The sequence below is a fragment of the Desulfoluna spongiiphila genome, from assembly GCF_900101345.1.
GTDB lineage: Bacteria > Desulfobacterota > Desulfobacteria > Desulfobacterales > Desulfolunaceae > Desulfoluna > Desulfoluna spongiiphila.
In genome coordinates, this window is sequence record NZ_FMUX01000013.1 from 1 (window position 1) to 20,933 (window position 20,933).

19 protein-coding genes are annotated in these 20,933 nt (G+C 55.8%); 10 read left to right on the forward strand and 9 right to left on the reverse strand.

Features of this window, described 5'->3' with window-relative positions; genetic code table 11:
- Both BLQ12_RS27085 and BLQ12_RS16675 read right to left on the reverse strand, forming a co-directional pair.
- Positions 1-182: sigma factor-like helix-turn-helix DNA-binding protein (locus tag BLQ12_RS27085; protein ID WP_175469878.1), on the reverse strand; the 182-nt coding region annotated here is incomplete at its 3' end.
- Positions 183-841: 659 nt separating this feature from the next.
- The gene (locus BLQ12_RS16675) at positions 842-1,165 is read right to left on the reverse strand and encodes a hypothetical protein (RefSeq protein WP_092212122.1); all 324 of its coding nucleotides are present in this window, start codon (positions 1,163-1,165) and stop codon (positions 842-844) included.
- A gap of 556 nt (positions 1,166-1,721) precedes the next feature.
- Between BLQ12_RS16675 and BLQ12_RS16680 the strand changes: the two genes are divergently transcribed.
- From BLQ12_RS16680 to BLQ12_RS16710, 7 genes are all read left to right on the forward strand, one after another.
- Entirely contained in the window at positions 1,722-2,834 is a 1,113-nt protein-coding gene (locus BLQ12_RS16680) for a linear amide C-N hydrolase (protein WP_092212124.1), read from the forward strand.
- Positions 2,835-3,567: 733 nt separating this feature from the next.
- Positions 3,568-4,428: a DUF4474 domain-containing protein gene (locus tag BLQ12_RS16685; RefSeq protein WP_175469879.1), complete on the forward strand. Its 861-nt coding sequence runs from the start codon at positions 3,568-3,570 to the stop codon at positions 4,426-4,428.
- A 279-nt stretch (positions 4,429-4,707) separates the two neighbouring features.
- Positions 4,708-5,280, forward strand: a complete 573-nt coding sequence (locus tag BLQ12_RS16690) for a flavodoxin family protein (protein ID WP_092212128.1) — start codon at positions 4,708-4,710, stop codon at positions 5,278-5,280.
- A 42-nt stretch (positions 5,281-5,322) separates the two neighbouring features.
- Positions 5,323-5,739: a FosX/FosE/FosI family fosfomycin resistance hydrolase gene (fosX, locus tag BLQ12_RS16695; RefSeq protein WP_092212130.1), complete on the forward strand. Its 417-nt coding sequence runs from the start codon at positions 5,323-5,325 to the stop codon at positions 5,737-5,739.
- A 17-nt stretch (positions 5,740-5,756) separates the two neighbouring features.
- Positions 5,757-6,116, forward strand: coding sequence for a cupin domain-containing protein (locus tag BLQ12_RS16700; protein WP_092212132.1), 360 nt, complete (start codon positions 5,757-5,759; stop codon positions 6,114-6,116).
- 2 nt (positions 6,117-6,118) lie between these two features.
- Entirely contained in the window at positions 6,119-6,799 is a 681-nt protein-coding gene (locus tag BLQ12_RS16705) for a DUF1287 domain-containing protein (protein ID WP_092212135.1), read from the forward strand.
- Positions 6,800-6,834: 35 nt separating this feature from the next.
- Positions 6,835-8,076: a S41 family peptidase gene (locus BLQ12_RS16710; protein WP_092212137.1), complete on the forward strand. Its 1,242-nt coding sequence runs from the start codon at positions 6,835-6,837 to the stop codon at positions 8,074-8,076.
- A 309-nt stretch (positions 8,077-8,385) separates the two neighbouring features.
- Here the strand turns inward: BLQ12_RS16710 and BLQ12_RS16715 are convergent, their stop codons facing one another.
- Entirely contained in the window at positions 8,386-9,762 is a 1,377-nt protein-coding gene (locus tag BLQ12_RS16715; protein ID WP_092212139.1) for a rhodanese-like domain-containing protein, read from the reverse strand.
- 1,028 nt (positions 9,763-10,790) lie between these two features.
- Here BLQ12_RS16715 and BLQ12_RS16720 point away from each other — a divergent pair.
- The 3 genes from BLQ12_RS16720 (at position 10,791) to BLQ12_RS16730 (ending at position 13,856) form a co-directional block, all read left to right on the forward strand.
- On the forward strand, positions 10,791-12,131 hold the full coding sequence (locus BLQ12_RS16720; protein ID WP_092212141.1) for an MATE family efflux transporter: 1,341 nt from the start codon (positions 10,791-10,793) through the stop codon (positions 12,129-12,131).
- Positions 12,132-12,278: 147 nt separating this feature from the next.
- Positions 12,279-13,133 carry a substrate-binding periplasmic protein gene (locus BLQ12_RS16725; protein WP_175469880.1) on the forward strand — a complete coding sequence of 285 codons (855 nt, stop codon included), beginning with the start codon at positions 12,279-12,281 and terminating at the stop codon, positions 13,131-13,133.
- Between the two features lie 3 nt (positions 13,134-13,136).
- A complete protein-coding gene (locus BLQ12_RS16730) occupies positions 13,137-13,856 on the forward strand; it encodes a class I SAM-dependent methyltransferase (protein WP_092212145.1) in 720 nt (239 codons plus the stop codon).
- Between the two features lie 248 nt (positions 13,857-14,104).
- Here the strand turns inward: BLQ12_RS16730 and BLQ12_RS16735 are convergent, their stop codons facing one another.
- From BLQ12_RS16735 to BLQ12_RS16760, 6 genes are all read right to left on the reverse strand, one after another.
- A complete protein-coding gene (locus BLQ12_RS16735; RefSeq protein ID WP_092212147.1) occupies positions 14,105-15,595 on the reverse strand; it encodes a hypothetical protein in 1,491 nt (496 codons plus the stop codon).
- Positions 15,596-16,131: 536 nt separating this feature from the next.
- On the reverse strand, positions 16,132-17,520 hold the full coding sequence (locus BLQ12_RS16740; protein ID WP_139164010.1) for a radical SAM protein: 1,389 nt from the start codon (positions 17,518-17,520) through the stop codon (positions 16,132-16,134).
- A 509-nt stretch (positions 17,521-18,029) separates the two neighbouring features.
- Positions 18,030-19,277, reverse strand: coding sequence for a tetratricopeptide repeat protein (locus tag BLQ12_RS16745; RefSeq protein ID WP_092212151.1), 1,248 nt, complete (start codon positions 19,275-19,277; stop codon positions 18,030-18,032).
- A gap of 3 nt (positions 19,278-19,280) precedes the next feature.
- A complete protein-coding gene (locus BLQ12_RS16750) occupies positions 19,281-19,922 on the reverse strand; it encodes an energy transducer TonB (RefSeq protein WP_092212153.1) in 642 nt (213 codons plus the stop codon).
- Positions 19,919-20,338, reverse strand: a complete 420-nt coding sequence (locus BLQ12_RS16755) for an ExbD/TolR family protein (protein ID WP_092212155.1) — start codon at positions 20,336-20,338, stop codon at positions 19,919-19,921. The genes BLQ12_RS16750 and BLQ12_RS16755 overlap by 4 nt, the downstream gene beginning before the upstream one ends.
- A complete protein-coding gene (locus BLQ12_RS16760) occupies positions 20,335-20,931 on the reverse strand; it encodes a MotA/TolQ/ExbB proton channel family protein (RefSeq protein ID WP_092212157.1) in 597 nt (198 codons plus the stop codon). Before BLQ12_RS16760 ends, BLQ12_RS16755 begins: the two co-directional genes overlap by 4 nt.
- Between the last annotated feature and the right edge of the window lie 2 nt (positions 20,932-20,933).

Consider the following 20,933-nt stretch of genomic DNA (forward strand, 5'->3'; position numbering starts at 1 on the left):
TTTTTCTTAAGGTAGCTTTTAACCGTGTTTTTGCTGATGCCCAACTCCCGGGCAATCGTTTTTGAACCCCATCCGAGTTTTTTAAGCCGCAGTATAGCGGCGACTTCATCAGGCTGTAGCATAAGGTCCTTCCTTCGTGTTGTGGAAGCAGAATGAAGAACCTTGTATCTCACATTTTCCATGAGTCCCTCCATAGTGGGAGGGGGTCAATTTTAGATGTCGTTAGGGGGGCAGTTTTACATGTCGCCTGACATTTACTTCATAGATAAGGAGGGACGGGTGAAATATGACAGCGGCCTTAGTCCCTATGGGTTTTCTCCTGAGGAACTTGAGGACGAACTTTCAAGGTATCTGCCTGGCAAATAGGGCTTTTGAGAGAGTGTCTGAAGCCTTCGCCCCGGCAGCATGACTCTGTTACGTACGATCAGTCTTTATGTCTAAACGTAGCCCCATGAGGGGACGGGGGCTGCTGTATTTGAGCGGGCACCTGTCGCTTTGGATGGTGTGATACGGTGTTGAGTGAAAACGCCACTGGATGCCATGGTGCCATCGACTTCCGTCGTATTGGCTCCAAATATCCCCAGGATCAGCCACCAGTACCTGATACAAAAAAACAACAGCTGGGTCTTGCCTTTTTGTGTCCGGGCCCGTGGGCATGCGGCCATCGCTGGCATTGGTTCATAAAGTCTAAAAAACTCTTCCGTGGGTTTTAAAATTTTGAAAGCTCAAGACGTCTTGCGTCAGATTCAGTGTGGACGCACGTCGTGGTTGAGAATTAAAGAAAGTAAAAAGAGGACAGGTAACATGGGCTTGACCTCTTCTTCTTCTTGTGAAATGCTTATTACTTAAAGAGTAAAAGAATCTCTTTGCAGCCCTTTCTTTTATGGCGCATCCCATCTGAGTCCCAGAAGATACCACGCAAGCGAAAAGCGTTGAGCTTTGTCGTTTCTGGATGCTCAGGACCGAAAAAGGTCAGAAGACGGCGTATCCTCTCCCCCACCTCTTTTTTTCGGATAGCCTTCCTGTTGATGCGAAAAAAGCAGATCCGGTTCATTCTGTTACGTGTTTTTCTGGGGCATGTGCCGGGGGCTTCCCTGTCATTTTTGCCATTACTCCATGGTTGATTAGGAAAATGCAGGATGCTTTGCTGCGCACCAAACTTCAAAGGATGTCCCTTGCTCCCGATATTGTGCCGGGGACCCGTTTGCTTTCTCTACTTGGCTATGTACGACAGCGATCGCTGGCATTGATCACCGCACCGGTCGGTTACGGAAAGAGTCCCCTTGGCAGTCGCTGGACCGAAGTCTGTGGCGGCCCTTTCGGGAGCGTATGCCACACTGAAAGGTGAGGCGCCCGTGTTGCACAATCCCATGGCCCCTTTTTCCGGCATCGCGGACAGCATGTGGTTTTATACACCAAAGGCCTTTGACGATTATCTGGGGCCGGACGTGTTTCCGATGGCACATGAAGCCGGTGTTTCACCGGCTTCAACACACCGGGGCGGACGGTTGTATCGATGCATTGAACAGGGCCCGCAAGTTGGGGCTCTTTCGTGCTGCCTGAATTTTTGTTCCGCTAAGAAAAGCTTGTGTTGAGATGGTGAGCGTTTCTCGACGTTGAAAGGGGGATTTGGGGGGGCGGGTTTTAATGGTGAGTCTGGTGTGAACGGGTGCCTGGGTGGTTTCGGGCGCTATATAAATCAATAAACGGGAGATCGATTCATGTTTGGAACAAGACAGACGGGATGGTTGGTTGGAGCTTTGCTGCTGGTGACTTGTTGTTTCGCATCGGCGGAGGCATGCACCGGTATTCGATTGATGGCAGAAGATGGATCGTGTGTTTACGGCCGCTCCATGGAGTGGGGTACCTTTGATCTGAACTCCAGGGTCGCCATTGTTCCCCGGGGGTATGCATTCAAAGGACTGACGCCTGACGGGGATAACGGCAAAATGTGGACAGGAACATACGGATTTGTCGGCCTGGACATGCTGAAAAAGGACCTGCTTTCAGACGGCATGAATGAGAAGGGGCTTTCCGTGGGGCTCTTTTACCATCCCGGTACCGCAGAGTACGCTGCCTATGAGCGGGACAAAGCAAAAAACACCATCACCGCCGTGGATGTGGCATCCTACATCCTTTCCCAATACGCCACCGTGGACGAGGTCAAAAAGGGGCTGGAGACGGTGCGCATCGTCCCTGTGGTGGAAGAGGCCCTGGGCATCCCCGTGGAGGCCCACTGGATCGTCACCGAACCCTCGGGCAAGTCCGTTGTCATCGAATGCCTGAAAGGCAAGACTCGCTTTTTCGACAACCCCCTGGGCGTCATCACGAACTCCCCCACCTATGACTGGCACATGACCAATCTGCGGACCTATGTGAATCTTTCTCCCGCTGCGGCTCCCCCCAAGACGGTTGAGGACCTTGATTCGACTCCCCTGGGCGGTGGTAGCGGGATGATCGGGCTGCCCGGTGATTTTACTCCGCCTTCCCGCTTTGTTCGGGCCGTGGCCTGGAGCCAGACCGCCCGGCCGACCAAGAACTCCGAAGAGACGGTTTATGAATTGTTCCGGATCCTCGACAACTTTAACCTGCCCCTGGGTTCCGCGGAAGGGTCGGACAGTGACGGGGTCAATCTCAAGGGCATGAGAAGTGCCACCCTCTGGACCACGGCCTGGGATCAGCACGAAAAAATTCTCTATTTTCATACGCAGCACAACAGGCGCGTGCGAAAAGTCGAGCTGGATCGCATTGATTTTTCAAAAAAGATGATCTGGCACGTCACCCTCGATACCAAAAAAGAGCAGGACGTCAGAGACATTACGCCGTCCGTATAGGGTCGGCTTTCGCATGACAGCCGACACGGACCTGTTTATGCATCAGGTACGTTTCATCTGACTGGCCGTTGAGGGATTGGTTGCCGCGTGGCAACAGGGCAATTGTTTTTCGCCCTGTTGTCACGCTTTTTTATTGGGTGGAACAGATCAGGCCTTAACCCTGATGTTTTACGAGCCGGGTTCGCCCGAAGGGTAAGACAAGCGACGCGAAAATCGTGAATTGCATTGTGTGTTTTTGAGATTCCTGGGTTTTAACGGGTGAGCTATTGTGAGCAAGGGCTGTTTCTTTGGGTTGGTGGTTTTTGCGAAATATCCCTGTTAAATCAAATAGCGCAATATGGTGTCTTTTTTATAGATGTCTGTATAGTAAATTATGGCGGGGCATGTGGATGCCTGTTTGGCTAAGAAAGCCACACGCTGAGTCTCGAAAGCTCCATTAAAAGGGGGTGTGTCCCTGATGCTATTCGATGGGGGGCAGCACTGGCGGGGTGATGTTTCTTTGTGTTTTTGTTGAGTAAAAAAAATATATCTGTCGTTGACATGTCAGAGTAATTGTCGCATAGGTGTGGACTGTTGTTGAGAGGAGTATTTCAGGGTATGGAAGGTGCCGTACTTTACTGCCGTGTGAGAAAAATCATGGGGTCGGCAGGCCGGTGCTCTCCTTGTATATGGTCTGTGTGACGTGTGCCCGGGTGTACACGTTGATGTCAAACGTCTATGGAGCATGGTTGTGATGAAACGATTTCGGTTGATGTGTTTGTTTGCGGTGTTCGTTCTTTTGGTTCCCGGTATCTCAAGCGCCAAAAATTCAGAGTGTACCTATAAATTAGTGGCCGGCACCGTATACGCTGCCGGATTTGAGTACAATGATGATCAAGATATCTACATGACAAGGCACCACGCCCTCCAGCGCAAGTTCGGTTACAACAACATTTACGACAAATGCGCGGCACCTCTGGGGATGGTCATTGATGTGGAGCCGGTACGTTTTGAATACGACGGCCGGGGGTACATGGTTGAACTCTGGAAGGGGCAGTATTTTTCGGCCATCGGGGCGGAAATAGGATTTTACGTGGGCACAAGGCTGAATATCGCCGGGGAAGACCATTATCGATGCGCCGACACCGAAGAGGAACTCGACATCGCCTTTACCATGAAGAACCGGGGTCTCCCCGAATACTCGGTGAGCGGACGTCACTGGTGGCTGACCGGATTCAAGCCCGGTGTGTTTGCCCGCCCCGACCAGCTGACCCTTGAAGACATCGAGATCACGTTTCACTCGGAGGGCATGGCCGAAGCCTTTTCAGAGGCTCTCTACAGGCTTGGGTACAGCGATGCAGGGGATCAGGTCTGGTGTGAGGGAAAAACCGTGGGGTTTGTTTTTTCAACCCCCAGAAATCCCCAACCCTGGGATCAGGACAAGCTGGATATCGTTCTGGCCGCAAACGAGATTCGTGTTGCAGGCCTGATAAATTTCAAGGAGGCTTTCGGACTTGAGAATTTCAGCCCGGAAAGCCTTGCCGAAGCCCTGAGCAGGGATTTCTGGACCGGGATACTTCTGTACAATCAGATCAAAAAAATCTTTTCTGATTAATCAGTAGAAAATTGTCTCCATAGCCCCATGGTACAAAGCATCAGGAAGCCGGAGTACGGGAAGACCGTGCTCCGGCTTTACTTGTCTGGTGGTGCTGTGCCATGGGTGGCAATGGCTCCTGGGGCTTGTTTTTTTAAAGGATAACGGCTTTTTTAATGAGTAATCATTTTCTCCTATGAAAAAAGTGTACGACGTGTATCTTGGTGAACAGACGGATGTGTTTTTGCTCTGATGCCCACAAGAACCGTTTTTCCTTAAGTCGTGAAAGGAGAATACCAAGTGAAAATTGTCTGCCTGACGGGAAGCCCGAGGTACCATGGAAACAGTACAGCCATAGCAAAACGATTCATGGAAACAGCGGATAAACATGGGGCCGATACGACGACCTATGCCCTCAACAAGCTGACGTACAAAGGGTGCCAGGCCTGCATGGGGTGCAAGACCAAAGCCGACTCATGTGTCCTTGGCGATGATATGAAACAGGTCCTGGACGATGTCTCCACAGCCGATGTGCTGGTCATGGCATCCCCAATTTACTACGGGGATGTGACGTCCCAGATGAAGGCCTTTATGGACCGCACCTACTCTTTTTATGTCCCTGAGTTTCACACCAAGGCAAGGCCGAGCAGGCTGGCCTCCGGTAAAAAATTCGTCATGATTTCGACCCAGGGGCAACCGGATGAAAACATGTTTGCCGATGTCTTTCCCAAATACCATTTCTTTTTCCAAACCCATGGGTTCAAAGAAGGGTACTCGATTCGAGGGTGCGGCCTTACCCGTCCCGATGATGTAATGAGCCGCCAAGAGATCCTGGCGAAGGCTGAAGAGCTTGCCGGGGTGTTGGTGGGTTGAGCCTGGAGCCGAGAGGAACAACCCTTTGTGTGGATCGCATAAATGATTGAATCCGTAAGTCATATAACGTTTGTTGTTTCGGACCTCGAACGGATGTCGCACTTTCTGGTGGCGATATTTGACGCCGAAGAAATCTACGACAGCAACGGGCAGGAATTCTCTCTTTCCAAAGAGCGTTTTTTTTTGATCAATGGCCTCTGGGTCGCGATCATGGAGGGGAGCCCCATATCCGAAAGGTCATACAACCATGTTGCCTTCAAGGTGGCTGATGCAGATTTTGATCTGTACGTGAAGCGCGTACGCGTTCTTGGGGTGGACATATTGAAAGGCCGGGATCGGGTTGCGGGAGAGGGAAGGTCACTTTATTTTTTCGACCATGACAACCACCTTTTTGAAATACATACAGAAACGCTGAATCAACGTTTGGTATCATACGAGCAGATGAGATCTGACGTATAAATGAATAAGGTTATCGGATGAACCCTGTGGATTTAAGTGAAAAATTTTCCCTTTTTGATGAATTCTGGAAACCGAAAATCGTGGCGGAACTCAACGGGCAGTACGTCAAACTCGCCAAATTAAAAGGGGCGTTTGTCTGGCACCAACACGAGCATGAGGACGAGCTTTTCATGGTTGTAAAGGGCCGGTTGACCATTCAATTAAGGGATCGAGTCATCGATCTGACCGAAGGGCAGTTTTTTGTGATCCCCCGTGGCGTGGACCATCTGCCGGTTGCCGAAGAGGAATGCCATGTCATGCTTTTTGAGCCCAAAACGGTCCTCAACACCGGGAATGTGAAAAATGAACGAACCGTTGAGACCTTGGAAAGGCTGTAAGCATGCAAGATGGTATTCGTATCAAGACATATCTGTCGGTTCTTTTTTTGTTTCTTGTTTTTACGGCGGATGGGATGGCCGGACCCGTGGACGACATGCTTGCCGGGGCCTATGGGGAGATCGCAAACAAGACGGCGTACAACACGGAGATGTTGACCCGCTATTTTCCTCCCACCTTCAAGGGGGGAGAAGACACGGGGGCCCCGGTGTATCCCGGGGGCGATGTCAACCCCGGGGAAGGGGTCTGCGCGGATCTGGTGGTGCGAGCCCTTCGGCACGGGGGCGTTGACCTGCAGAAGGCTGTCCATGAGGATGTGGCGGCCCACAAGGGGGACTACGGCGTCAAGACCCCCGACAGATACAGCGACCACAGGCGGGTCTGGATCCTTCGGACCTTTTTTAAGCGGCAGTGGGCATCCCTTTCAACGGATCTGAAAAATCCCGGCGACTGGCAGCCCGGGGATGTCGTGATCTGGCACACGGGGTCGAAGAAGCATCTTCACATCGGCATGGCAGGCAATAAAAAACGCCGGGACGGGTTTCCATACGTTATTCACAACATGCGCTACGTTCCCTGTGTATCTGCAGGAGTCACCCTGGAGGAGGATGTTCTTGAAGGCATTTCGTTTCTGGGGATTTCGGTGCGAAAGTGGCAGGTCATCGGCCATTATCGACTTAAGTGACGACATCTATCCTGACACAGGGGTGAGAAGCCACCATGACACATCCACGGAGCCATAGACGATTTGCCCTTGCGGCCACGGCGTGCTTTGTTGTCTTGTTTTGTGCCGGGGCCTCTGGGGCTGGGGATTCCTCCTCCCAGGGCAAACTGTTTGCGGAGATTACCGGCATCGTGGAGACGCATTTTTTTGATCCCCACCGCATCGATCAGAGGTTTCCGGTTATTAAAGAGCACTACCGGCCGCAGATCCTGGGTGCTTCCCCCGAGGCGGTTCCCCGTCTTGTCAACGCCATGCTGGGTGAACTCAACGCCTCCCATACCAGCTATTTAACGCCGGATGATCCCGAGTATTACTACCTGGCCGCACTTTTTTCCAGGATACCGGAGATCGGGGCCCTGTTCCCCCACAAGGGGGTGATCTACCCCACGGTTGGGGTCTTTACCCAACGGGTCAAAGGGCGGTTCCATGTGGTGTCCCTCCTTGCCGGGGGCGCCGCTGAAAAAGCCGGGATTTTAAAGGGCGACGAGATCCTCTCCGTGAACGGCGAGTCGTTTACCCCAGTTGCATCCTTAAGGCCCCTGGTGGGAACCGATGCCGTGTTTGAGGTGAGGCGAGAAGAAGGCACGGCACCATTTTCGGTGACGATGCAGCCGGTGCTCATGAATCCCAAAGAGGAGATGCTGGCGGCGCAGAAGGTCAGCGTTCGCGTGATGGAAAAAGGCGGTCGGCGTATCGGGTATATCCATATCTATTCCTACGCCGGGGAAGAGTACCACAAGGCCCTGCGAGACGCCCTGGCCTGGGGCCCGCTGAAAGATGCCGATGCCTTGATCATCGATCTGCGTTATGGCCTTGGAGGGGCGTGGCCCTCGTACCTCAACATCTTTAACCGAAACATTCCGGTGCTGGAGGTCATCGACAGGAAGGGGAACAGAAACAGGGTGGACACCCAGTGGCGCAAGCCCGCAGTCTACCTTGTGAACGGTTACACCCGCAGCGGCAAGGAGCTTTTGGCCTTTGGCGCAAAAAAATACGGCGCGCCCACGGTCATCGGGGAGCGCACGGCAGGTCAGAGCCTGGCAGGACGACTGTTTCCGCTTTCCAACAAAGCCCTTCTTTTTCTTGCCGTCCAGGGATGCCGCATCGACGGGGTTGACCTGGAAGGAGTCGGGGTGGAGCCGGATATCGAGGTCCCCTTTGAGGTTCCCTATTGTAGCGGTCAGGACGCCCAACACCATAAGGCTGTCGAGCACCTCTTGAACCAGCTCCCGGATTAGGGACGGGATAAAAATAAAACATACAAAAAGCGATGCCTTCGGCGGCAAGGTGAGCCACCTTGAAAGCTGTTTGCCGCTGTGCTTTAACCCTCGTCCCTCGGATTAAAGCACAGCGGCATTTTTTTGATTGAGCCCTTAGTCGGTGTCGGATTTTCGTGCGATATTCGGTGCGTACGATGCATCCATGATATCGGTCTTCGGCCACCCTCATGGTATGAAAACGGTTTCAGCCCAGTCCCTTTACCCGGCAAACGATGCTATCGACCGTTTGCGATCATACGAAATCGTACGTACGACCTCACCTTGGAGTCAGGGCGCGTCCAATGGGGATCTTTTATCCGGCAGGCCGGTTTCAACGGGGTTACCCGGGGTGTTGCTCCATCCGATCCAGCCGTCGCTGAAGATCCCGATGTCCTTGAGCCCCATGACATCGGCGTCGTAGTAAATCTCGGCCACCCGCCAGCCGCTGCCGCACATGAACGAAAGGTGGGTGGCGGTGTCAATACCCTGGCCCTTCCACAGGGCCAGGATTTCGTCGGCGTTTCGCATGGTTTTGTCCGGGTTTCGGTAGTACTCCATGCTGTAGGCGTCCTTTTTGCCTGCGTAGCCAAAGACCGAACCGGGAATTCGCCCCTTTTTCTTGTGGTAGGCATAGCCAGAGGATTCGCCGATATGCTCGGCCCAGGTCCGGTTGTCCACCAGGGTGAAGGTCTTGGGGGTACGGAGCCCGGCCCGGGTCTCTTCCATGGTGTCGATGACGTCCGGGTTGCCGGGGACAGGTCCCTTGAAGTCTTTAACCGGAACCGGCTCATGGCGTCGGGTTTCCAGGGCGAACCCGGCCAGTGTCCAGGACAGGGTCCCGCCGTTGAGGACGCGTACATCCGTAACACCGACGTATCGCAGCACCGTGGCCACCCGAAAGGCGGCCAGGGGTTCTCCCGAGGTGACAATGACGGTGGCATCCCGTGTAAATCCGAAGGAGAGGGCCATCTCCTTCAAGGTCTGGTCATCGGCCAGCATCCACATGACGGGCTTGGTTTTCGTGGGCGGCTCAACGCGGTCCGTGTTGATGTGAAAGGCCCCTGGGATATGGCCCTTGGCATAGGAGTTTTTCTCTTCTCCCCAGCTGGCCTCGGCCACGATGATGTTTCCGCTGTTTTCAAAGCTCTCCGGACGGTTTCCGTCGATGATCTCCTTGAGCACCACGGCCGGGACCAGCAGCTGATGGTTGGGGTACCGTTCCAGGGGCAGTTTTTTGTCCTTTGCCCAGGCGGAGATATCGTAGCGGTGCAGGCGGGTGTAGCCCTTTGAGGTGAGGTAGGCTGCAACGCTTAACGCGTCCTGCCCGTTGGCATCGTAGAGAAGCACCTTTTTGTCCGGGGTAATGCCCTTGGTGGCGAGGATCTCGTCGAGGGCTGCGTCACGCTGGTCTCCGCCCACTTTCAGCCAGTTGGCAGAAAAGTCCGTGGCCCCCGGGATGTGGCCGCCCCGGCTTACACCGTTCAGCTTCCAGCCGTTGTAGGCACTGTTCAGCCGGGTGTCCACGATGATCCAGTCATCGGCGCCCATGGCGGCAACAACCTGGGGTGTGTCCATGACGGGCACGGCCTGATCCGCCCGGATCTCGGCGGTCATCCCAAAAAGGAAGAGCAGCAGGGCTGCTAAGCTTGCGTATCTGTTTTTCATCTCAAATCTGTCTCCTGCTGTGTGGATAGCCCCCAGGTGGGGCCCTTGTGTGGCAATGTCCTAAAACCTGTGATGTGTAGTCCTGACGGGGAACGAAGTCAAATTGATCCTGTGAATGCGGCGGCTTGTTTCTATAGGACGTTTCTCTATCAGGTATCAGTGCCTGACGGTCCAATACCCCGGCAGCTCTGTCGGGGGCTGAGCATTTGTCTGATTTAAAAAAGACGGATTGAACAAAAAAGGTCTTCATGGTTCATTTTTGTAATGACGCTTGAGCCGTGATCGTTAAAAAAAATAACAAGAAAAATCGGCCAAAACGGAGCGCCGCACTCCGGTGCGGCTTTTTAGTCCGTCGTTACCCGTGCCGCACAGGAGTGCGGCGCTCCAGAGGATAAGGGGCTTTGGGGGAGAATACGCCGATGGACCAAACGATGATCAAGGTCGACGTTTGGTCGAAAGGCGAATGTGATTTTCCCTGAGGAACGAAGGGGAAAGGCATTCGCAACGTGCTTTCGAGGTGGGATATCTCGCCGCCGGAGGCAGCCAAGTTAAAATTGCCTCCGGCGGTCCTGCCGGGGGCTAAACTTTTAAAAAGTTTAATAAACAGGCTTTAGAAAACAGATTCAGGCCAATCAAAATCAAAGGCGAATGTGATTGGCCCTGAGGAACGAAGGGGAAAGCGCATTCGCAACCTGCTTTCGAGGTGGCACACCTCGCCGCCGGAGGCTTTTTCCCATGCACTTTAACCATAGAAGACCGTTTTTTGCCTTGCCCGCGGGCAAAAAAACAGAGGGGAATTTTCATTGACAAAAAAACGACGGTGCGTGTAAGAAGAGCCACTTCAAAAAAATAGAAACGATGTGTTGTTAAAAGAGGTTACTTTTTGGATTTCTTCCTCCTCTTTTAGAGTGTGACCGCGTTTTCTCGAAGGAATCCTGATAATCATCCAAATTATCGGGGCCCTTCAACCTGTCCGTTCGTGCTCCCGGTAATTGACGCGTTCACCCTGTTTTTTTGAAGGAGCACACATGCCTGCCTTTGGTCGATCCTTAAAGGAGATCTTCTTTTTTTCACTTCCCATTATCGCAGGGCAACTGGGCCAGATGCTGTTCGGCATCGGGGACATTGTGGTTGCCGGGCGATACTCCACCGAGGTTCTCTCCGCCCTCGGCATCGCCACCGCTATTTTTTCTCCCTTTTTGCTTGTCGGAACAGGGATTACCTTTGCCGTCAGTCCGCTGAAGGCACGGATGATCGCCCAGAACCGGGATGTCGGCGCAGTGCCCGGGACCACCCTGGCCCTGGGCTTTGCCAGCGGTACGGTGCTGGCCCTGATGGTTGTGGCTTCGGGCTTCTGTGTAAAGGCCCTGGGGCTTGCCCCCGCCATCGAGAAACTGGTGGTTACGTACCTCATGATTTGTGCGGGGTCCATGATCCCTGTCATGATCTTTCAGGTGTTGAAAGAGAACCTCCAGGCCCGGGAAAAGACCCTCTTTGCCAACAGCCTGATCCTGTTTTTCAACCTCGTGAATGTCGGGGCCAACGTCTTTTTTATCTTTACCCTGGATTGGGGCATCGCAGGGGCCGCCGTGGCAACCACCCTGTCTCGGACCCTCATGGCCGTGATCCTTTACGCCCATGCTGCACGAGAGCTGACCATCACCCGGCAGGTTTCCTTAAAAATGATGGGGCATCTCCTGAAAAAAGGCCTTCCCATCGGCCTTAACGGGCTGTTGATCGGCCTGATCTTCTCCCTTGTGACGGTGCTGGCAGGAAAGATGTCCGTGACCGCCTCGGCGGCAAACAATATCCTTATCAACATCTCGTCCCTTACCTACATGGTGCCCTATGCCCTTGCCGGGGCCGCCTCCGTAAAGATTGCCGGGGCCTTCGGGCGCAGGGACTTTGGGCAGGTGACCTCTTATGCCCTGGCCACCCTGTGCCTGGGGCTCATGTCCGCCTCGGCGATGGGCTTTTTGTTTTACGCTGTTCCCGAATCCATACTGTCTCTGGCCACCACCGATTCCCGTGTGATCCGTTACGGCGTGAGTCTCCTCCTTGTGGGCGCTGTCTATCAGGTTCCCGACGCTGTTCAGGTGACCATTCAGGGGTGTCTGCGCGGCCTTGAGATCACCTTCAGGCCCATGGTGACCATTTTTCTGGGGATCTGGGGGATGGGGTTTCCCTTTGGCTGCTTTTTTGCCTACGTAAAAGGCCTGGAAGCCGCCGGGCTGTGGATGGGCATGGCCGCGGGCCTGACTGCCGTAGCCCTTGTGAACTCTTTTCTTTTTGTGCGGGTTATCATGGGGTACCGGAACAGCTCCGTTTCTGAGCCTCAGCCCCTTATGTCCTGCGCGACACAGCGCTGAGTGTTGCATCGACACCAGGGCGCCTTGTCGGACGGATGAGTCATCGTGCGTTGCCATAAATTCCACCTTTTGTGATCCTTTTGGTATAATCCTGAGATGTGTCCCATGCAGGGGGGCTGGAAGGCGCACCGGCATGGGACAACGTCCATGAACGCAGCGGGGGCAGATTTGATGCGCCGGTGGTGCCTTTATTTTGCGGCGGCCAGTATCCTCTGGCTTACGGCGTGGCATGATGCCATGGCTGAGACGGAAGTGGTGGTGTTCTGCATAGACAATTACCCTCCCTACAGCTATGAGGTCAATGGCCGGGCCGAGGGGATCTATCCCGCCATTTTCAGGCGGGCCTTTTCCCGGATGGACGGGTACCGGGTGACGCTGCTCTCCATTCCCTGGAAAAGGGGGCTGCACTACCTGAAACGCGGAGAAGGCTTTGCCATTGCACCCGTCTACTACAAACCGGAGCTCCGTCCATACATCTGGCCGTACAGCATTCCGGTGCTCCGGCAGGAGGAGGTGCTCCTCTGTCGTGAACGTGTCCTTGCCGTTAGAAATGGTCACCGCTGGCCCGAGGGATTCTACGGGTTGACCATCGGCAAAAACGCGGGGTATGCAACGGGTGGGACGGTCTTCAATGAGGCCGTGGCGCGGGGGGACATTTTTCTTTCCGAGGCCAAAAGCAACCGGATCAACCTCATGAAGCTCGGGCTCGGACGAACGGACTGCTACCTGAACGATGGTCTCTCCATATCCTGGGAACTCGATCAGCTAAGGAACGAGGGCCTCCTGGACGAAGGGGGGCAGCATGCTTCCCTTGGCGAGCCCATCTCTATCCATGAGGAGTGGGGGCACCTGGGTGTGACCCGCATGGATTTCGGGCGGTACCATTTTAAAACTGATTTTCTGGCGCAATTGAACGGGATTCTCGCGGCCATGCAGGCAAAAGGGGAGATTCGGGACATTGTGGAGGGGATCATGGGGGCTCCTTGCCACAAGGGGCCGTAAGGGATGGCAATGATTTACGACAACGATGAATTTTTTGAGCAGTATAAGCGATTGAGACTTGACGACACCGGTTTGAACGGAAAAATGGAAGAGCCCTGCATGCGACCCATGATGGGGGATGTCTCGGGTTTGAGGGTGCTTGATATCGGGGCGGGTTTCGGTCATCAGGCAGTGTGGTTAAAAGAGCACAACGCCGGGGAGGTGGTGGCCCTGGACCCGTCGGAAAACATGTTTTCCCATGCCACAGCCCTGCATGGCGACAAGGGAATCACCTTTGTACACGGTTATTATGAAGAGCAGGTTTTTGGGGAGGCCTTCGACCTGATTGTGAGTTCCATGGCCCTTCACTATGTCGATGACCTGGCCCCGTTTTTTGCCAAGTGCTATCGGGATCTCACCGAAGGGGGGCAGCTGATTTTTTCCATGGAGCACCCTGTGTGCACGGCAAACCCAACAGGGTACAGCGAGGATGAGGGCGGAAAATTCTGGCGCCTGACGGATTACTTTCAGGAAGGCGAACGGGTTCAGACCTGGTTCGTGGACGGGGTGCGGAAAACCCACCGAAAACTCTCCACGGTCTTGAACGCCTTAATGGCCTGTGGCTTTACGATCAGGCAGGTGGAAGAGCCGTCCCCGCTGGACAGGGAGTACCCGGAAAGTGAAAAGAAAACGGATTACTTTTGGATTCGGCCCTCCATTGTGGTGATCAAAGCGGGCAAGTAGGGGCCGGTAGAAAAAATACACAAGCGATGCCTCCGGCGGCAAGGTGTGCCACCTTGAAAGCAGGTTGCGGATGCGTTTTGCCCCTCGTTCCTCGGGCCAAATCACATCCGCTTTTCATGCGAAATTTATTCAAGAAAATTTTTAGACCCGTTTGTCAAACTTTTCAAAAGTTTGGCCCCCGGCAGGGCCGCCGGAGGCATCTTTAACGGTGGTCCCGGGCGTGTTGCCCGGGGCTTACATCACGGGTATCAACGTGTCGATTCTGCCGAAAACGCCATTTTCATGGACAGGGAGGTGGTCTGGAGGGTGACGGAATCGGTTTTTGCCTTAATGGAGACCTTGGCGAACCGTTTTTCTTCTCCTTTTCCCACGTAAAAATAGTGCCTCAGCAGGTCGGTGACAGCCTTGTCTTCGGAGGCCCTGAGTTCCGCAGGGATCTCGATGGCCCCTTTGAGGTCCACGTAGTCGCCGTCTTCTCCGGGGTGTTCCCGGGGGGTGTTCCGCAAGGTAAAGTGGTGGTGCAGTTTCAGGTCGATCCAGGTGCCGTCTTCTGTCTTGAGCCTGAGGTTGGCAGGGGAGGCGACGAGGCTGAAGTCGGTGAGTTCTGCCTCGACGGCTCCGAATATCAGGTTGGTCATGGTGCCGGGAAACGTGTATTCCGGTGCTTCCCCCAGGGTAAGGTGGGACATGTTCTCCGGCGGGTTGTCGATGAAATCCTCTTCGGGAATGATCCGTCCGGGGGTTTCCATAAAGTGCCAGAACAGCCCTTCCAGATTTTTTTCAAAATACCCCGGTATCCCTTCTTCGCTGACCCCTTCAACCCGCAAAATCCGATCGCTTTCTCCGGGAGCCCCGTCCTCCGGAAAGAAGATGGTGATGTTTTTCGTGATGCGTCCGTGGATTTTAGGCTGGTTGTACCACACCTGATCGGGGACCCTGCGTTTTCTCACCAGGGAGAAATTGAGGATCGCATCGTTGGTGTCGTAGTGGACATCGTCTTCGTAGGTGTAGTTGAAAAAGGGGTTGCCGCCGCCGATATCAAAGTCGTTCTGGTGGGTGTACATGTCCCCGAACCGGTTGATGACAAACAGGGTGGAGGCTGCCGCGCTGAGGCTTTCGGCGATGAACCTGTCCCTGAAAGGACCCGCAATGCGGTAGCCCCAGTCCGGCGGGGTCCAGGGGTCGGTGAAGTGGATCTCCCGCCCGTTTTCAAAAAGGGCGTATATGGTCGTTACCATGCAGGGGTAGGCGTTGCCGTTCTGGTCGTAATAGAATCTGTTTCGCAGCAGGTCGTCCTGGGAGAGGGCCCAGCCGCGGATGTCCTCCGGCAGCGAGACGCCCTGGCCTGCGCCCAGGGGAGTTCCCCAGTGGTCTGTCCATGATATGGCACCAGGAGCTGCGTAGCCGTTTTTGCAGTAGTAAATCTGGCGTGTCTCCGAGACGGCGATGAGGATGGGGCCGTCCACCGAGATCTCCTCCATGGCATCGGAGGTGATCGGGGTGCCCAGGAGGTTTTCAGGGGACCCGGAGTCCCCGAGGAGCTGCCACGAAGCCCCGTTAACCCGCTCTTTGATGTAGATCAGGCCGTCGTGGATGGCAAAATAGTAGACTTCGTTGAAGGCCCGGGTGGGCGACCTCAGGCTGATGGCCTGGGGCAGGTCCGGGGGCTGGGCCGCCGCCGGGGCGGCGCAGGTGAGCAAGAACAGGAACATCGACACCAAAAACACCTTCGCTTTCATGAATCCTCCATATGATTTTTAATGAACACTATCTGGATTTTTCAGGCAATGCATGTTGCCATACCTGAAAGCTGAAATGACGGTGGGACGTAAAACTGATTTTTTTGTAACTGTTCAGGCACCATCCAAGCCAGGACAGCCTTTTATGGTAAAAGTGCATGGAAAAGCCTGCCTTCGGCGACCAGGGGACCCCAGGTTGCGAATGCATGGGCCCTTCATTCTGCAACCAAAGGACTTTTTTACATCACCACCCCATGTATTTCAAGTCGATTTCTCTCTCTTGTTAGTCATTTTGTTTTTTCTAACTCGTCGAATCGGTATGCGTATGTCCCCTTTTTAGAGGGTCTGTGAAGCCTTGATGGCAGGAACTTTTCTGGTAGATACTTATTACTGAATGCTGTGAATACATAGGTGGCGGGGATGGGGTCAGGCAACAAAAAAGCACCGGTGGGCGCACCCGGTGCTTTCTTTTTTGGGGTCTGTCGCGTTTCTGGAGTGAACGAAGGGAGGGGCAGGATGCGGAACGGAAGCCCGCGTTACACGCACGGCTCCGGGCAGCCCATCTCTGTGTAGAGGGAGAGGTAGTCAATGAGCCCGTGCGTGAGGGTGGCATGCCAGTACTCACCGGCCGTTGTGGGGCGCAGGATGTGGCCTTCGATGCGAACCAGCCGGGCGTTTACCCAGCAGTGAAGCAGGGGCAGAAGGGCCATGGGAAGAGAGTCTCCGAAGCTGCGGCCCAGCCCGGCCAGGTCAAGGGCAAGGGTTTGCATCTGGGAGGTGACGACATGTGCGAGGCGGTGGTTGTCGGTCGGGGGAAGGACCATGGCCACAGGTTTCTCCCTTCCCGCGGTGCTCAGGTAGTCCTCGAGTCGGTCCGTGACCAGGACGCGGTGGCCCTCCACCAAGCCTTCGGCACCGCAACCAAAGGGGAGACACGGGGTCTGCCGTCCTGCCAGCAGGGCGGAGAGGTTTCGTTCCCTGGGGGTGCATGCCCAGTGCCCTGCGGAGATGCGGCGACAGGTGGTGGCGGCCATGACCGCAGCCCCCTCCTCAAAAAGGGCGTATTGATCGAGGCCATGGGTATGGATGGGGGCATGGGGCACGAGGTCGATGCCGTCGGGTTTCATGGCCACAAGGGTTTCCAGGTCTTTCCGAAACGACGCAGTGGTTTGGTTGGGGAGGCCGTATGTCAACCCGACATTCACGGTGACCTGGCCGGTTTCTATGAGATCCGACAGGATGTTGGCGGCATGTTTTCCGTCGGCCCGCCGCCCGGCGGCTTGTCGCAGCGGGGTCTGAAAGCTGAGCAGGGAAAGGGAGAATCGGTTGACTCCGGCGCGGGTCAGGGCGCGGATTCTTTCAGGGGTCATGTCGGCGATGCGTCCTTCAACGGTGATTTCACAATCGTTGGCCAGGGTGAGGTTGCGCCGGGCGGCCTCGATGATGCGTGCAAGGTCTCTGGCGGCCAGGGCCGTTGGGGTTTCCCCGCTCACCACAAGGGCGTGGATGGGGTTGTCCTGCTGACGGATCCGCGCCCCGTCCCGCATGATATCGCAGATGACGGCATCGGCGTAGGCGGCACTGAGGGCATCGCCTGCGGGGATTGCATCGGCGCCCTTATCCATGGTCCCGCTTGCTCCAAAGGGCACACAGATGGTTGCTGCCAGGCTTTGATCAAGGGGCGCGTCGATGAGGGTGCTCCAGAGGGCTCGGGCCCGTTGCCCGGTGACCGGGGCCTGGCTGCCCACCGCATAGGGGGGCGTCTCTTCCCCCGAAAAGGCGCAGGCGTACGATGTGTCCGTGGCTTGGGGGAAACATCCCAGGGATTTGGCTTTTCGAAAAAAACGGGTGAAGGCATCCACGGGTGTCTCCTCCGGAATCATGTTGCGGGGCGGGGTAGGTACGGGTACCTGAAGGTTTGGCATGGGGGGTTTTCCTATTTTTTGGGTATCATTAAAAAGTTAGGCTATCCGAAATCAATGGGCGCAAACAGGAACGCCGGGTGCCAGGGAGTGGATGACGCCGGTTTCAAAAAGTGTGCGTTGCTGCGGGGTAGAACCTGTTTTACAAGATCAGGCGTAACTAAAATAAATATACAAGTCACACGTGAATGCCGCTGTGATTTAACCCGAGGAACGAGGGTTAAAACGCAGCGGAAACCAGCTTTCAAGGTGGCACACCTTGCCACCGGAGGCAGCCAAGTTAAAACTGCCTCCGGCGGCCCTGCCGGGGGCTAAACTTTTAAAAAGTTTAACAAACAGGCTTTAAAAAAACAGATTCAGGCCAATCAAAATCAAAGGCGAATGTGATTTTCCCTGAGGAACGAAGGGGAAAGCGCATTCGCAACCTGCTTTCGAGGTGGCACACCTCGCCGCCGGAGGCTTTTTTCCATGCACTTTAACCATAGAAGGCTTTTTCGATGCATTTTGTCCTTTTATCCCCTGGCTGCCGGAGCCACACTTTTGTCCTTGTTTCGTTCGGCAAGGAGCCGGACCACATGATCCCGCAGCCTTTTTGCCTGGCACCTCGGGGCGCGTTTTACCGCTTTGTTCAGCCACGGTAGGGCCTCTTCGGGCTTCTCCTGCTGAAAGAGGACATAACCCAGCATCATAAGGGCGTGGCCCTGGTCCGGGGTGAGGTCAAGGACCCTGCGGAAGGCCTCTTCGGCCCCGGAAAGTTCCCCTGCCTCGAACCGCAGCTGGCCGGTGAGGAGCCAGAGACGTTCGGTGTTCCAGGCGGTAACGCCCTGTTCGAGAACGGACCGGGCCTCTTTGGGCTTGAATCCTGCCATGAGGGATTCGGCCTGTTTTCGGGTGAGCTCGGCTGTGTTTTTTCCCTTGTCGGCAAGGCGCCGGTAGCAGTCGGCGGCATCCAGGGGGAGGTTTTCCGTGCGGAAGAGGTCGCCTAAGGTCATGAGTTCCGCATCGTTGATGGCGCCCAGGTGATCCAGGTTTCGGAGCTGTACCATGGCCTCGGGGTAGCGCTTTTCCAAAAGGAGAAGGTTGGCAAGGGATCGCCGGAACTTGGGTTTTTCACCCATGCGGGGGATCTGGGTTGTGAGGGCGTCGATGACCTGGGGTCTTTTCTTGGCAGGAGAGGCTGCTGAGGCAGCCAGCTCTGCCCACTCGGCGTTTCGGCAGTCCGGAAAGCGAGAGAACAGGTCCAGGCAGAGGGCGACACAGGGCTGCCAGGATTCGTCCCTGTATCGGGCCAGGGCTTCGAAGTAGCGCAGATTGGGACGCGTCTCACCGGTTAAGACAAAGGCGCGGCCCAGGGCATCGGCGGCTTCGCCGTAGTGTTTGGTTTCGTAGGCGACCCGTCCCAGGTTCTGCCATGCCGGGGCGTAGGTGTCGCAGAGGGCGGTGGCCCGGCGAAAGTGTGCAATGGCCTGTTCCGGTTGCTCAGCCTGCACCAGTTGAACCCCTAAGTGGAACTCCAGAATATGGTGGCTTCTCTCGCCTGCGCGTTTCGAGGCCTTGGCAAGGGTTGCCAGGGCCTCTTCTGGCCGTTTTTCCTCAATGGCCTTGGACGCTTTGGTCAGTGCCAGGGTGACGGAGGGGGAGGGCTGCTTGTCGCAGGTGCCTGCAAAGCAGTTCGGTGCCAGGGCCATGAGCCCGGCAATGACAAAGAGCCCCACGAGGTGTGTTGCACATGATCGGTTGTGTATCAGGTAAGGGGCCATGGTTCAGCTCTGCAGGTTAAAATGGATGATTTTGGTGACGCGAACCCTGACCTTGTCCCCGGTGATTTCTCCGGGGTTAAAGGTCCAGCGGCCCACGGCGTCTATGACCGCCCTGTCGAAGACGCCGGGTGGTGTGGAACCCACGATTTCCATCTCGCGGACGCTGCCGTCTTTTTCCACGAGGAATTTGACGGTGACACTTCCCGAGATGCCCAGTCGCTTGGCCCGAAAGGGGTAGATGGGCGCCACCTTGTGGGTGGGCATGGGGGGCTTGTCGAGCTGGGACTCGCCAAAGACCATGTCCACGGGACCGGGATTAAAGGCCGTGGTGTCCAACTCGGGAAGGCCCGGGCCCACCTTGAGGGTGGGGGCGGCCGAGGTGTGCACCGGGGTGGGGTCGATGGGCAGGTCCAGTCGGGGCTTTACGGGTTTGTCCTGTTTCTCCGGTTCTTTGACTGCCTCGGGGGGAGGCGGTGGGGTCATCTCCTGCAGTCGGACCATGGTCACCGGTCTCAGGCGAAGGGTGTCCTCACTTCGTCTGGGAGCGGTGCGCATGCCCGGCAGCAGGGCAAAAAGGAAGATGTTTACCCCCAGGGCCAGCAGGGCCGCAAGGGCCATGGGGCCCCGGGTACGGGCGCCGATCATTTCTCCCCCTTGTTCTGGGTGGCGACACTGACCCGGGTGGCCCCGGCCAGGCGGCACTGGTCCATGACCCGGATGAGGGTTCCGGTGGGGCAGGCCTTGTCGGCGATCACCACCACATCGGCGTCGGGCTTGTCGGCCACGGCACGCGCGATGTGGAGGCGAACGCTTCGTACATCAATGGGTTTTCCGTCGTAGTGCACCGAGCCTTCCTCGGATATGCCCACGAGGATGGCATTTTTTTTTGAGACCACGGCAGTTTCTGCCTGGGGCCGGTTGATATCGATACCGGTCTCTTTGACAAAGCTGGTGGTCACCATAAAAAAGATGAGAAGCAGAAACACCAGGTCGATAAGGGGTGAGATGTTCACCTCCGGCGTGCTGCTGTTTCGTCTCAGGGAGTCCCGGACCCGTATCACGTCATGCTCCTTTGGATGATGCTGATGGTTTCGTCTAATTTCGCGGAGAGGCGATGTGCGCGCCGCATGAGCAGCACCCCCATGAACATGCCGGGGATGGCTACGGACAGGCCGCTCTGGGTGGTGATGAGGGATTCGGAGATCCCCCCTGCCATGGCCCGGGCGTTGCCCGTGCCGAAAAGGGCGATGACGTCGAAGGTGGTGATCATTCCGCTGACGGTCCCCAGGAGCCCCAGAAGGGGCGCCACCGCGGCCAGGGTGGCGATGAGGCCGATACGCCGGGTGAGGTGGGGCCGTTTCTGGAGCCGGTACTGGTGCAGCAGTCCCCGGTTCACTTTGGGCGACTCGGTGCCGTACTCCGCCATGAAGCGGACCAGGTCCCGCCGGAGGCCCGGCAGCTCCGGTCCGGTTTCTCCTTTGCGGACCAGGGCAAGGGCCGCCCCCAGGTCGAGGTCGTGTTTTTCAACGTTTCGATAGACGATGAGCCGTTCGAAGATCAGGCCCCAGAGGACCAGGGAGCAGAGCATGATGGGGACCATCACCGCGCCGCCGCTGTCGATGTAGCCGAAAATGGCCGTCAGAAGGTCCTCCATGG